The sequence below is a fragment of the Enterobacter sp. BIGb0383 genome, from assembly GCF_003751845.1.
Lineage (GTDB): Bacteria > Pseudomonadota > Gammaproteobacteria > Enterobacterales > Enterobacteriaceae > BIGb0383.
The window spans coordinates 46,821-60,352 of sequence record NZ_RJKQ01000003.1 but is presented as its reverse complement, the minus strand read 5'-3'; the positions used below and the strand labels follow the sequence as shown (position 1 = coordinate 60,352).

At 57.8% G+C, this 13,532-nt stretch carries 12 protein-coding genes; 7 read left to right on the top strand and 5 right to left on the bottom strand.

The window, feature by feature from the left end; genetic code table 11:
- Positions 1-68: 68 nt before the first annotated feature.
- The 5 genes from EDF81_RS15865 to EDF81_RS15845 all read left to right on the top strand — a co-directional run bounded on the left by EDF81_RS15865 (position 69) and on the right by EDF81_RS15845 (position 7,648).
- Positions 69-1,037 (top strand): FecR domain-containing protein, encoded by a 969-nt coding sequence (locus EDF81_RS15865; protein ID WP_123349130.1) that lies wholly within the window; start codon positions 69-71, stop codon positions 1,035-1,037.
- Between the two features lie 137 nt (positions 1,038-1,174).
- Positions 1,175-3,829 carry a TonB-dependent receptor gene (locus EDF81_RS15860; protein ID WP_123349129.1) on the top strand — a complete coding sequence of 885 codons (2,655 nt, stop codon included), beginning with the start codon at positions 1,175-1,177 and terminating at the stop codon, positions 3,827-3,829.
- A gap of 77 nt (positions 3,830-3,906) precedes the next feature.
- The gene (locus EDF81_RS15855; protein WP_123349128.1) at positions 3,907-4,470 is read left to right on the top strand and encodes a heme acquisition protein HasA; all 564 of its coding nucleotides are present in this window, start codon (positions 3,907-3,909) and stop codon (positions 4,468-4,470) included.
- A 50-nt stretch (positions 4,471-4,520) separates the two neighbouring features.
- Complete coding sequence (locus EDF81_RS15850; RefSeq protein ID WP_123349127.1) at positions 4,521-6,323, top strand: type I secretion system permease/ATPase; 1,803 nt, start codon at positions 4,521-4,523, stop codon at positions 6,321-6,323.
- The gene (locus tag EDF81_RS15845) at positions 6,320-7,648 is read left to right on the top strand and encodes an HlyD family type I secretion periplasmic adaptor subunit (RefSeq protein ID WP_123349126.1); all 1,329 of its coding nucleotides are present in this window, start codon (positions 6,320-6,322) and stop codon (positions 7,646-7,648) included. Before EDF81_RS15850 ends, EDF81_RS15845 begins: the two co-directional genes overlap by 4 nt.
- A gap of 42 nt (positions 7,649-7,690) precedes the next feature.
- Here EDF81_RS15845 and sspB read toward each other — a convergent pair whose 3' ends face one another.
- The 5 genes from sspB to zapE all read right to left on the bottom strand — a co-directional run bounded on the left by sspB (position 7,691) and on the right by zapE (position 11,328).
- Complete coding sequence (sspB, locus tag EDF81_RS15840; RefSeq protein WP_123349125.1) at positions 7,691-8,197, bottom strand: ClpXP protease specificity-enhancing factor; 507 nt, start codon at positions 8,195-8,197, stop codon at positions 7,691-7,693.
- Positions 8,198-8,201: 4 nt separating this feature from the next.
- Positions 8,202-8,840 (bottom strand): stringent starvation protein SspA, encoded by a 639-nt coding sequence (sspA, locus tag EDF81_RS15835; RefSeq protein WP_123349124.1) that lies wholly within the window; start codon positions 8,838-8,840, stop codon positions 8,202-8,204.
- 307 nt (positions 8,841-9,147) lie between these two features.
- A complete protein-coding gene (gene rpsI, locus EDF81_RS15825) occupies positions 9,148-9,540 on the bottom strand; it encodes a 30S ribosomal protein S9 (protein ID WP_123349122.1) in 393 nt (130 codons plus the stop codon).
- 15 nt (positions 9,541-9,555) lie between these two features.
- The gene (gene rplM / locus EDF81_RS15820; protein WP_123349121.1) at positions 9,556-9,984 is read right to left on the bottom strand and encodes a 50S ribosomal protein L13; all 429 of its coding nucleotides are present in this window, start codon (positions 9,982-9,984) and stop codon (positions 9,556-9,558) included.
- A gap of 219 nt (positions 9,985-10,203) precedes the next feature.
- Positions 10,204-11,328 carry a cell division protein ZapE gene (gene zapE / locus EDF81_RS15815; RefSeq protein ID WP_123349120.1) on the bottom strand — a complete coding sequence of 375 codons (1,125 nt, stop codon included), beginning with the start codon at positions 11,326-11,328 and terminating at the stop codon, positions 10,204-10,206.
- Between the two features lie 198 nt (positions 11,329-11,526).
- On the opposite strand from zapE, the gene zapG reads away from it, so the two are divergent.
- Entirely contained in the window at positions 11,527-11,925 is a 399-nt protein-coding gene (gene zapG, locus EDF81_RS15810; protein WP_123349119.1) for a Z-ring associated protein ZapG, read from the top strand.
- A 159-nt stretch (positions 11,926-12,084) separates the two neighbouring features.
- On the top strand, positions 12,085-13,455 hold the full coding sequence (degQ, locus tag EDF81_RS15805; protein ID WP_123349118.1) for a serine endoprotease DegQ: 1,371 nt from the start codon (positions 12,085-12,087) through the stop codon (positions 13,453-13,455).
- The last annotated feature ends 77 nt before the right edge of the window (positions 13,456-13,532 follow it).

The following is a 13,532-nucleotide window of genomic DNA, read 5'->3' as shown; positions in this document are numbered from 1 at the left end:
TTTTTTTTACGGGTTTTATCTCGTTCAAACGTCTTAATCATTAACCCGGATAGTCAGGAAGCAGTGAAATGAGTCAGTTGAGTGAGGCAATACGTCAGCAGGCCGCGCTATGGGCCGTGAAAATGGCCGAGCGGTCGCTGACCGAGGATGAAGAGCGGGCGATGACCGCGTGGCGGGAGGAAGATCCGCAGCACGTCGATGCGCTGATGAAGGCGCAGCAGCTATGGCTTATGCTCGGTGCGCTGCCCGCTTCCACGCCTGCTGATGCTGTACCGGAAGAACAATCTCCTGTCGTGGTTCCCTTACCGGTGAAGACCGCGGCAGAACGTCGCCGCTGGCCTTACTGGGCGACGGCGGCAGCCATTCTGCTGGCCCTGCCCACGCTGTTTCTGCTTCCCGATGCCAGTCTGCGCTGGCAGGCCGATTACTACACCGCCACCGGCGAAATTCGCCAGGTGACGTTGCCGGACGGCAGCCGGGCAGATCTCGATAGCCATAGCGCCATCGCACTCGATTTCAACGGCGAGGAGCGCCGCGTCAGGCTCCTGTCCGGCAACGTCTGGTTTACCGTCGCCCCGCTGAGCAAACGCGAGACGCGCCCCTTTCGCGTCGAAGCGAATGGCGGCGTCACCCAGGCATTAGGGACCCAGTTTAGCGTCGATCTCAATGACGACGGCGCGGACGTGGCGGTGCATGAGCACAGCGTCCGGGTCAGCTATAAAGGGCAATCGCTGGAGCTGGCTGAACAGCAGGCAGCGCACTATGCTGACAATCAACTGACGCGACGGTCCGTTTCACCGGCGCAGTTCGCCTGGCGACGCGGCTGGTTAATTATCGATAATCAGCCGGTCAGCGAAGCGGTGGCGCAGATCAATCGCTACCTGCGCCAGACGGTTATCGTGGCTAACCCGACGCTCAGAAAGCGGATCGTCAGCGGCACTTTCGCCCTCAATCACCCTGAAAACGCCATCGCAACGCTGCGTCAAACGCTGGGTGCGGAACAAGTGTCTCTGCCAGGAATGACGCTACTGTACTGAGTCCGTTAGCCGCGTCTTTCCTCGCCCGTATCTGGTTTTAACTTTTTTCTAAAAAATATTTACGGGTTCGCGTATGTCGCTCGTCTTTATTGTTGAATGAGATTGATTGCTATTATCAACAATAATCGAGTACACACATGCATCAGCCACAGCCCCATTTTTGCAAAAGCCTTCATCCTCTTGCTTTTGCCCTATCGCTGACGTTAGCGCTGGCAACGACAGCGCCGAGCCTGGCCGCACTGCCGGCGGCTGAGACGTTAAGCCACAGCAAAAAATTTGCGATTCCCTCGCAGTCGCTGCAAAGCGCCCTGCTGCGATTTGGCGAGCAGTCCGGTGTGCAGATCTCTTTCGAAGACCGCACGGTACAGGGGATGACGTCGCAGCCGCTTAACGGGTCGATGCCGGTCGGCGCCGCGCTGCGTCAGATGATTGGCACCAACGCCGTTACGCCAGAATTTACCGATAACGGTCAGGTGATCCTCCGCCCACGCAGCGCCATCGGCGCCGTAAAGGATGAAACCCTGGTCGTTGTCGCGCCCCCAAAATACTTACCCGATGACTGGGTCTACGAACAGCCCCGCTCTGTCAGCGTGATCAATCGCAAGCAGCTGGATGACAGGCCAGCGCGGCATGCGGCGGATATCCTTGAGCAGACGGCTGGCGTTTACTCCAGCGTCAGCCAGCAGGATCCCTCCCTGTCGGTGAATATTCGCGGCATTCAGGACTATGGTCGCGTCAATATGAACATCGACGGGATGCGGATGAACTTCCAGAAAAGCGGTCACGGTCAGCGTAACGGCACGATGTATATCGATCCGGAACTACTGAGCGGGGTGACCATCGATAAAGGCACCACCGGGGGAATGGGCAGCGCCGGTACGCTTGGCGGCATCGCCACCTTTAACACCCTGAATGCCAGCGATTTTATCTATGAAGGCAAAGAGTTGGGCGGCAAGTTACACGCCAGTACCGGCGATAACGGTACCCGCTTTATCGGCAGCGGTGCGCTGGCGTGGGGTAATGAGACGGGGGATATTCTGCTGGCCGCCAGCGAACGCCATCTGGGCGATTACCGCCCGGGTAATAAAGGCGATATCGGCAATATTCGCGTCAACAACGACACCGGCAATTACGATCGCTATGCCCATGCGTTAAAAAATAATCCGATCACCGACAGCCGCTACAAGATGCTGTCGCGTATGGCGAAGGCCGGCTGGAATCTGCCCGATAATCAGCGTCTGCAGCTGAGCTATCTGCAAACCCAGGTGAGCTCGCCGACGGCCAGTACGCTGACCGCTATCGGCGAAGGCAATGACCGGACCTTAGGCTGGAAACAGACCGGCTACGACCTGGTGATGGCACGCAACGCCGCCCTGGATTACAGCTTTGCGCCGTTCGATCGCGAGTGGCTCGACCTGCATGCCAAGCTCTACTACGTGGATACCAACTCGAACAGCGATACCTGGGGCAGCGGGACGACAGCCGATTACTGGACCCAAACCCGCCTGCGTACTTACGGCGCGCAGCTGCAAAACACGTCGCATTTTTCCCTTGCTCCGGCGCATCTGCTGAAGGCGAATTACGGCGCTGAATTTTACTATGACAAATCCACCAGTCGTTCAACGTCAGAGGATATGGAGGGCGTGACGCCCGGTGGGAATCGTTCGATATTCAGCCTCTTCTCCACGCTGACGTATGAGTATAACGACTGGCTCACCGTCGAAGGCGGGCTGCGCTATGACCGCTATCGTCTGCGCGGCATCACCGGGATGAACTATCCGGAAGCGACCTGGACCATTGACAACCCTTGTACCTCGCGCCGTCTGAGCGGCTGCGCCGTTACCAGCTCTTATCATGAATGGGAGGTGGATCGCGAGCAGTCCCGGGTGTCGCCAACCATGGCGCTGGCGGTAAAACCGGGCGTGGAGTGGCTGGATCTGTATACCACCTACGGGCGTTCCTGGCGTCCACCGGCGATCACTGAAACCCTCACCAGCGGCAGCGCCCACGGCGATTCCACGCAATACCCTAACCCGTTCCTGCAGGCGGAGCGTTCTAAGGCCTGGGAAGTGGGCGTGAATGTGCTGAAGTCAGGTCTGTTGCTGGACGAGGATCGTCTGGCGTTCAAAGCGGCCTACTTCGATACCCGGGTGTCGAACTATATCAGCATGGCGATTAACCGTGAGAAGCCCGGTATCACGCAGCCGGGGCTCGGCAATACCGCGTATGTGAATAACCTCAACAGCACCCGTTTCCGGGGAATTGAGTATCAGCTTAATTACGATGCGGGCTTCATTTATACCGATTTTACCTACACGCACATGATCGGCAAAAACGAATTCTGCTCGCGGAAAGCCTGGCTGGGCGGTAAGCAACAAGGGGCCGGGAGCGCCAATAACTGGTACTGGGAAGCGAATGATGATGCGAACAACTTCGTTGTCTGCGACGGCGGCAGCCAGTTCAGCTCCGCATCGTTTCTGCCCGGCGATCGTGGCTCGTTTACCCTCGGCGGACGCGCGTTCGACCGCAAGCTGGATGCCGGTGTCACGGTACGTTTTGCGCCGGGATATCAGGACCATAGCGTCCCGAGCAACGCCCCTTACCTGGCCGACTGGCCGCGTTACACCCTGTTTGATCTCTACGCCAGCTATCGCGTAACGGACAATCTGACGCTACGCGGGTCCGTTGAGAACGTCTCTAACCGCGCCTATGTGGTCAGCTACGGCGAAACCCTGGGCAATACCTTAGGCCGTGGACGTACCGTGCAGGGCGGCATCGAATATCGCTTTTAACCCCGTATGACGCGGCGCTGTTCGGGCGTGCCTGGCACGTAAAAAGGCCGCGATATCTGTAATATCAGGAGACCAATATGGCATTTTCAGTGAATTACGACAGCTCTGTAGGCAGCTATAGCATTCATGATTATTTGACTGAATGGTCAGCTACGTTTGGTGATGTTAACCACACCAACGGTAATGTGGATGACAGCAACACCGGCGGCTTCTACGGCGGTTCGCTGTCCGGAAGTCAGTACGCGATCACCAGCACCGCGAACAATATCACCTCATTCGTAGCAGAAGGAAACTTAACCTATACCCTGTTCGCTGACCCGGCGCACACGCTGTACGGTTCTGTGGATGGTCTGTCATTCGGTGACGGTCTCCAGGGCGGCTCTTCTTCGCCGTACAACATCCAGGCGCTGGACGTCAGCTTCAGCGGACTCGGTCTGAACAGCGCGCAGTCTGAAGGTCATAACGGCGTCGTGCACGAAGTGGTGTATGGCCTGATGTCCGGCGATACCAGCGCGCTGGAAACGGCGCTGAACGGCATCCTCGATCAGTACAACCTGAGCATTGACTCAACCTTCGATCAGATTGCGGCAGTGGTGGGTACATCCGCTACCGCAGAGCATACGGATCTGTTGGCGGCATAACCCCTCCGTTTCCCCGCTGCGGCGGGGAAACGGTTCAGGCAGGAGAGATAATGAGCGTAATTCAGGGACCTCAGGCCGGACGTCAGGAGATTCTGTCGGCGTTAGCAACCTGCCGACGCGGCTTCTGGTGCGTGGCGCTGTTTACCGCCGTGATTAATATTCTGATGCTCTCACCGGCACTGTATATGCTACAGGTCTACGATCGCGTCCTGCCGTCCGGCAATCTGACGACGCTGACCATGCTGACCGTGATGGTGGTCGGCCTGCTGCTGTTTATGGGTCTTATGGAATGGGTGCGCAGCGGGCTGGTTATTCGCCTCGGCGCGCAGCTGGATATGCGCCTGAACGCCCGCGTGTTTGACGCCGCGTTTGGCACCAATCTGAAAACGGGTAATGTCCTGGCGGGCCAGGCGTTAAACGATCTCACCAGTTTACGACAGTTCGCTACCGGTAGCGCGCTGTTCGCCTTTTTTGACGCGCCCTGGTTTCCCCTCTATCTGCTGGTGGTCTATCTGCTGCACCCGTGGCTTGGCGTCCTGGCCACCCTCGGCGCGGCGCTGCTGCTGGCCCTGGCCTGGCTTAATCTACGCCTGAGCCAGCCGCTGCTGGAGCGTGCCGGGAAGGTGGCGCTTCACGCCAGCCAGAGAGCTAACGGTCAACTGCGGCAGGCAGAGGCGATAGAAGCGATGGGCATGTTACAAACTCTGCGTCAGCGCTGGCGCTGCCAGCACGCCGAGTTTTTACATTTACAAAGTCGCGGCAGTGAGAAAATGGCGCTGATCACCTCCCTGACGCGCACGCTGCGCCTGGCCCTGCAGTCGCTGATGCTCGGCTGCGGCGCGCTGCTGGCGGTCAACGGCGATATCACCTCCGGGATGATGATTGCCGGTTCTATTCTCATTGGTCGCGTGCTGGGACCTATCGATCAGCTGATTGGCAGCTGGAAACAGTGGCTGGCGGCGCGTGAAGCCTGGCAGCGTCTGCAGGTGCTGCTGGAAGCGAATCCCCCACAGCCGACGCGTTTACCGCTGCCGGTGCCTCAGGGCAATTTGCGCGTTGAACAACTGACAATTGCCGCGCCGGGCAGCCGACAGCCTATCCTTATGCAGCTGCAGTTTGCGCTGGCTGCAGGCTCCGTTCTGGGCGTGATCGGCGCATCCGGCTCGGGTAAAACGCAGCTGATGAAACAGCTGGTCGGCGTGCAGAAACCGCTCTCCGGCAGCGTGCGGCTGGATGATGCGGAAATCCATCAATGGGATAAAACGGCGCTGGGTCCGCATATCGGCTACCTGCCGCAGGATATCCAGCTTTTTGCCGGGACGCTGGCGGAGAACATCGCCCGCTTTGGCGAGGTGGATGCCGACAGCGTGGTCCTGGCCGCGCAGATGGCCGGGATCCACGCGCTGATTTTACGCCTGCCGCAGGGCTATGACACGGTGCTGGGCGAAGGCGGTAGCGGCCTGTCGGGCGGCCAGCGTCAGCGGGTGGCGCTGGCCCGTGCGCTCTATGGCTTACCGGCGCTGGTGGTGCTGGACGAGCCGAACGCCAACCTGGATAAAGAGGGAGAAACGGCGCTTCAGCAGGCCATTTTGACGCTGAAAGAGAAAGGGAAAAGTGTGGTTCTGGTTACGCATAAGCCGGACATTCTGGCGATTACCGATCGTCTGCTGGTGCTGGCCGGTGGGCGGATGCAGCACGAAGGCCCGAGCGCCGAGGTGCTGAAAAAAATGCCGGGTATGGCCCGGCCGCAAACGACTGCCGCGGTCACTCCCATCGGCGCGGGCCGTCACGGCGGCTTTAACGTCGGCTATACCGCGGTATCGCCACGGGCGCGCGCTGAGGGGAAATCATGAAAGCGCTGGCGTTATCGGAGCAGCTGGCCGGGTATGAGGCCACCTTCAGTGAACGCGCCTTTTTACGCTGGGGCATGTGGCTGGTTATCGTCGGATTCGGCGGTTTTCTCAGCTGGGCCAGCTTCGCACCGCTCGATCGCGGTGTGCCCGTGTCCGGGAGCGTAGTCGTGACGGGCAACCGCAAAGCGGTGCAGCATCCTGGCGGCGGCGTGATTGCGCAGCTGCGCGTTCATGACGGGGAAAAGGTGCAGGCAGGCCAGGTGCTGGCGGTGATGAACACAGTGAGCACGCAGACCCGACGCGATGCGTTGCAAAGCCAGCTGCGCAGCCTGCAATTGCAGATGGCGCGCCTGCGGGCGGAGAGAACGGGGGAAAGCGATCTGGAACTGCTGCCGGAGCTGCTCGCGGCCAGAGATGAACCAGAAGTGATCGAGCAGCTGGCGCTTCAGCGCCAGCTATTGATTAACCGCCGGGCGGCCTTGCGCAGCGAGCTGGCGGCCATTGATGAAGGGGTTGCCGGTACCGAGGCGCTACTGGCCGGGATGCAGTCTTTACTGCGCAGCAAGCAACAGCAAAAACAATTGCTTAACGAGCAGCTCTCCGGCATCCGGGGCCTGGCCGCAAAAGGCTATGTGGCGCGTAATCAGCTCCTGTCGATGGAGGGACAACTCGCCAGCGTGGAGGGTGAAATTGCCGAAACCCACGGCAGTATCGGGCGTCTGCAGCGGCAGATCATCGAGCTGCGTTTACAGGCGCAGCAGCGTCGGGATGAGTACAGTAAAGAGGTCAATACCCAGCTGGCGGACGGCCAAGCGCAGATCGCCGCGTTGAAAAATCAGCTGGAGAAAGCCGAGGCCGACCTGCAGGACACCCAGATCCGCGCGCCGGTGACGGGCACCGTGGTCGGTATGGCGGTGTTTACAGAAGGCGGCGTTATTCAGGCAGGACAGCAGCTGATGGAGATTGTGCCCGAGGATTCACCGATGGAAGTCGAAGCCCGCGTGCCGGTGGAGCTTATCGATAAAGTGCACCCGGCCCTGCCGGTCGAGCTGCTCTTTTCAGCCTTCGACCAGAGCACCACGCCGCGCGTGGCAGGGGAAGTGACGATGGTGGGTGCGGACCGTTTAGTGGATGCCCAGACAGGTAAACCCTATTACGCGCTGCGCGTTAAGGTCACGCGGGAGGGTATGGATAAGCTGCAGGGATTAACGATTCGTCCCGGTATGCCGGTGGAGGGGTTTATCCGCACGGGCGAACGCTCGCTGATGAACTACCTACTTAAACCGTTGACCGACAGGCTGCATCTGGCGCTGACGGAGTCGTGATGGTACAGATGTTAAAACAGGGCCTTTCGGCCCTGTTTTTGTTTACTTCACTACGCGCAGTGCCGGTCGGCCACCGCCGCGAGGAGGCGGTTCGTCATCCGGACCGTCTTCGCTGTCGTCAGCATGATCGGGTTTGTCGCCGTCGATAACCGACATCACCGTTTCGCTTTCGCTGGCGGTAACGTCGCCGTCATCGTTCAGGCTGACAACGCCTTCATCATACGCGGCTTCCGGTTCAAACATCGTCCCGGCACCGTTTTCACGGGCGTAGATAGCCAGCACTGCCGCCATCGGCACGGAGACCTGACGCGGAATCCCGCCAAAGCGGGCATTAAAGCTCACTTCGTCGTTAGACAGTTCAAGCCCACCCACCGCACGCGGGGCAATGTTCAGCACGATCTGCCCGTCACGCGCATACTCCAGCGGCACACTGACGCCGGGTAAGGTGACATCAACCACCAGATGCGGCGTCAGCTGGTTGTCGAGCAACCAGTCATAAAACGCCCGCAGCAGGTAAGGACGACGTGGAGTCAGCTGAGACACATCCATTCAATTAACCCCGACCAAGGCGCATTTCACGCTCAGGTTCGGTTAAAGATGCCAGGAAGGAGTCACGCTCAAAGACGCGCGTCATATAGCCTTTCATCTCTTTCGAACCGGCACCGTTCAGATCAACACCCAGCACCGGCAGACGCCACAGCAGCGGGGCCAGGTAGCAGTCGACCAGGCTGAACTCGTCGCTCAGGAAATACGGCTTCTGGGTAAAGAGCGGAGCAATAGCCAGCAGCTCTTCACGCAGCTGCTTACGCGCGGCGTCAGCCTGTGCAGCAGTGCCGTCGACGATGACGTTCATCAACGTGTACCAGTCTTTCTCAATACGCTGCATATACAGGCGGCTTTCACCACGCGCAACCGGGTACACCGGCATCAGCGGCGGATGAGGGAAACGCTCATCCAGATATTCCATAATGATGCGTGACTCCCAAAGAGTCAGTTCGCGATCCACGAGCGTCGGCACGCTTTGACTTGGGTTGAGGTCAATCAGATCCTGAGGCGGATTATCCTTTTCCACATGCTCGATTTCGAAGCTGACACCTTTTTCGGCCAGCACGATGCGGACCTGGTGGCTATAGATGTCAGTAGGACCAGAAAACAGCGTCATTACCGAACGTTTGTTGGCAGCGACAGCCATGACAACCTCCAGCTATATTCAGAATTTTTACTGCAACCGACCACGCGTGGCCAGCCAGTGTGGGTATGCCATCCGTCGGTGTTCATGTCGGCTCAAAAGCGAACGCGCCATAAAACTCCCCCGATCTTTGGGCAGAAAATTGGTACGTAGTTTACCAGATTTTGTGGTCGTTGTGGTGAAGGGATACTGGAAATGCTGAAAAAGAGGTGATAAACAAATTATTCCTGTGGATAACGCGCGTTTTATCCATAAAAAAACCCGCCGAAGCGGGTTTTGTCGCCAATCGTTCTGCGTAAGCAGAAACGGATTAACGTTTGGAGAACTGCGGACGACGACGTGCTTTACGCAGGCCGACTTTCTTACGTTCAACTTCACGAGCATCGCGAGTTACGAAGCCAGCTTTACGCAGTTCAGAACGCAGAGATTCGTCGTACTCCATCAGAGCGCGGGTGATACCGTGACGGATCGCACCAGCCTGACCAGAAGTACCACCACCTTTAACGGTGATGTACAGATCGAATTTCTCAACCATGTCGACCAGTTCCAGCGGCTGACGAACTACCATGCGGGCAGTTTCACGACCAAAGTACTGTTCCAGCGAACGCTGGTTGATTACGATTTTACCGTTGCCCGGTTTGATAAACACGCGAGCGGCGGAGCTTTTGCGGCGACCAGTGCCGTAGTATTGATTTTCAGCCATTGCCTATAATCCCGATTAGATGTCAAGAACTTGCGGTTGCTGTGCCGCGTGGTTGTGCTCGTTGCCCGCGTAAACTTTCAGTTTACGGTACATAGCACGACCCAGCGGGCCCTTTGGCAACATGCCTTTAACCGCGATTTCAATGACGCGCTCAGGACGGCGAGCAATCATCTCTTCAAAGGTCGCTTGTTTGATACCACCGATGTGGCCAGTGTGGTGATAGTACACTTTGTCAGTACGCTTGTTGCCGGTAACAGCAACTTTTTCTGCGTTCAGAACAATGATGTAATCGCCAGTATCAACGTGCGGAGTGAATTCCGCTTTGTGCTTACCGCGCAGACGACGAGCCAGTTCGGTAGCCAGACGGCCCAGAGTTTTACCGGTCGCGTCAACAACATACCAGTCGCGTTTTACGGTTTCTGGTTTAGCTGTAAAAGTTTTCATTAAAAGCTTACCCAAATAAATAGTTTCACGTTGGTGAACGCCCAAACGCTTGAAATCAGTCGAGGTTCACACGATATCGTCCAGTAAACCCACCCCTTCGGATCTGTTTAACCGGCACACAAGGTTTTGGGAAAAAAACACTTGTAGTAACGTGGGGTCGCAGGATTATAGAGAAGTCGGGGTCAAAAATCGACCCCTATTTGTGATTTGATGCAGGTTTTACGGCATATGCTGGCGCTTGAGATATTCTTCGCTCTGCATCTCCTGCAAACGTGACAGGCAGCGCTGGAATTCAAACTTCAGTCGCTCTCCCTGATAGATGCTGTACAGCGGCTCCTGGGCGCTCACCACCAGCTTAACGTGGCGCTCATAGAACTCATCCACCAGCGCGATAAAGCGGCGCGCCTCGCTCTCCATCAGCGGTGACATCACCGGCACATCGAACAGCATTACCGTATGAAAAAGCCGGGACAGAGTAATGTAGTCATGCTGGCTACGGGCATCCATGCAGAGGGTCGCAAAAGAAACCGCCAGAGTTTGATTTTCTGCGCCCAGCGTCGGCAACGGTCGGTGGTTAATTTCCAGCGTCGCCGCCGCCGTGCGCTGCACGCCCGCGAGCGCCAGCCACAGCTTATCCATCTGCCGGGTCGTCTCTTCATTCAGCGGCGAAAGCCAGAGATGCGCCTGGGTCAGGGTCCGCAGACGGTAATCGATCCCGGCATCGACGTTCATAATGTCGCAGTGCGTATTAATGGCGTCAATCGCCGGCAGAAAACGGGCGCGCTGCAGACCGTTACGGTAGAGCTCATCCGGCGGAATGTTCGAGGTGGCCACCAGCGTAATACCGCGGGCAAACAGCGCTTTCATCAGGCCACCCAGCAGCATCGCGTCGGTGATATCAGAGACGAAAAACTCATCGAAACAGAGCACGTCCGTCTCCTGTTTGAAACGGTCAGCGATAATCTCCAGCGGATCGCTCTGTCCCTGCAGGGCGGTCAGCTCTTCATGTACCCGCAACATAAAGCGGTGAAAATGAAGCCGCTGCTTACGCGTGCCGGGGAGGCTCTGATAAAAAAGATCCATCAGCCAGGTTTTCCCGCGCCCTACGCCGCCCCACATATAGAGGCCGCGAACGGGCGCTGCCGTCGTGGCATCGCGTTTACCCAGCCATTTCCCGAGGGTCGCTCTCAGACCGCCGCCCGCAGCCGGGGCGTCCGGCCGGGCGATCAGCGACTGATAGATCGTCTCCAGGCGGTCAACCGCCTTTCGCTGAACATCATCTGGCTGGTGGCTGCCCTCATTCAGGGCCTGAAGGTAACGCGATGTCGGGGAAAGGCTTTGCATGATGGGGTTAATATTCCTTGATTTAATGCATGCAGCAGGTCACAGCTGACCAAAAAAAAGCCACTCTACACTACGCGATGCCGCCGCAGGATTCCACTTCTGTAGAAGAAGCGGTTATAGTGGCACTATCGGGCACGGGCAGGGAGACTCAAGCCGGTCCCCTTACCCTACGGAACCACAAAACAACGGGAGAAGTTCATGACCTGGGAATACGCGCTAATCGGTTTAGTCGTCGGTATCGTTATTGGTGCCGTCGCCATGCGTTTTGGCAACAGCAAGTTACGCCAGCAGCAGGCGCAGCAGTACGAACTGGATAAAAGCAAAGCGGAGCTGGAAGAGTACCGCGAAGAACTGGTCAGCCATTTTGCCCACAGCGCTGAGCTGCTCGATAATATGGCCGATGACTATCGCAAGCTCTACCAGCATATGGCCAAGAGCTCCAGCAGCCTGCTGCCGGAAATGTCAGCGGAAACTAATCCGTTCCGCAATCGTCTGGCCGATTCCGAAGCCGGTAACGATCAGGCACCGGTACAGATGCCACGCGACTATTCAGAAGGCGCGTCAGGCCTGCTGCGCGGTGCGGCGAAGCGCAATTAATCTGCTTTTTACGGGCGCATCCCCTGCGCCCGTTACCTCTTTCCCCATCCCCACTATGATTTAGTCATTGCCCTCTTTGTTACCAGGCCGTAAATTCAATAACATCAGCGCGTTTTTACGTCGTTTTCCTTACACCTCAGGTTATGAGAGCCAGCATCAATGAAGAAACAAACCCTGCTGTTAAGTGCATTAGCGTTAAGTATCGGGTTAGCCTTCTCCGCGCCGTTCACCGCGTCGGCGGCGCTGCCGTCACAGGTTCCCGGCCAGGCCGAGGTGCCGAGCCTGGCGCCGATGCTGGAAAAGGTTTTGCCTGCGGTGGTCAGCATTCAGGTTGAAGGGACGGCCGTACAGGCACAGAAAGTGCCGGAAGAGCTGAAAAAATTCTTCGGGGAAGGCGGTGGTGGCGGACGTCAGGCCCAGCCGTTTGAAGGCCTGGGTTCCGGGGTGATTATCGATGCGGCGAAGGGTTACGTGCTGACCAACAACCACGTCATCAACCAGGCGGAAAAAATCAGCATCCAACTGAACGACGGACGCGAATTCGACGCGAAGCTGATTGGCAGCGATGACCAGAGCGATATCGCCCTGCTGCAAATCCCCAACCCGACCGGCCTGACGCAAATTGCCATCGCTGACTCCGATGCCCTGCGGGTCGGTGACTTTGCCGTTGCGGTCGGTAACCCGTTCGGGCTGGGCCAGACCGCCACCTCCGGGATCGTCTCTGCGCTGGGCCGCAGCGGGCTGAATCTGGAAGGGCTGGAAAACTTTATTCAGACCGACGCCTCCATCAACCGCGGCAACTCGGGCGGCGCGCTGCTTAACCTGAAAGGCGAACTGATCGGGATTAATACCGCCATCCTGGCGCCGGGCGGCGGCAGCGTCGGGATTGGTTTTGCGATCCCCAGTAATATGGCGCGTACCTTGTCTCAGCAGCTGATCCAGTTCGGCGAAATCAAACGCGGACTGTTGGGTATTAAAGGCACGGAGCTGAATGCCGATCTCGCCAAAGCCTTTAACCTGAACGTTCAGCGCGGAGCCTTTGTCAGCGAAGTGATGCCCAATTCCGGGTCGGCAAAAGCCGGTGTGAAATCCGGAGATGTGATTGTCAGCCTCAACGGCAAGCCTCTGAGCAGCTTTGCCGAACTGCGCTCGCGGATCGCCACCACCGAACCGGGTTCAAAAGTGAAGCTTGGGATGCTGCGCGACGGCAAACCGCTTGAGGTGGAAGTGACCCTCGATAAAAACTCCACCTCCTCCGCCAGCGCGGAACTGATCGCCCCAGCGTTGCAGGGCGCGACCCTGAGCGACGGCCAGCTGAAAGACGGCACCAGGGGCATCCGCATTGATGAGGTCGAGAAGGAGAGTCCTGCCGCGCAGGCCGGGCTGCATAAGGATGATGTGATCATTAACATCAACCGCACCCGGGTGCAGTCGATCGCTGAAATGCGCAAGCTGCTCGAAACCAAACCGCCCGTTATCGCGCTGAACGTGATGCGTGGCAATGACAGCCTCTATCTGCTGATACGCTAACCGCGCTATGCCGGACATCGCCACAGCGTGGGATGTCCGGTTAACTCGTGATATGCTTTTAGCACTCTACTTCTTAA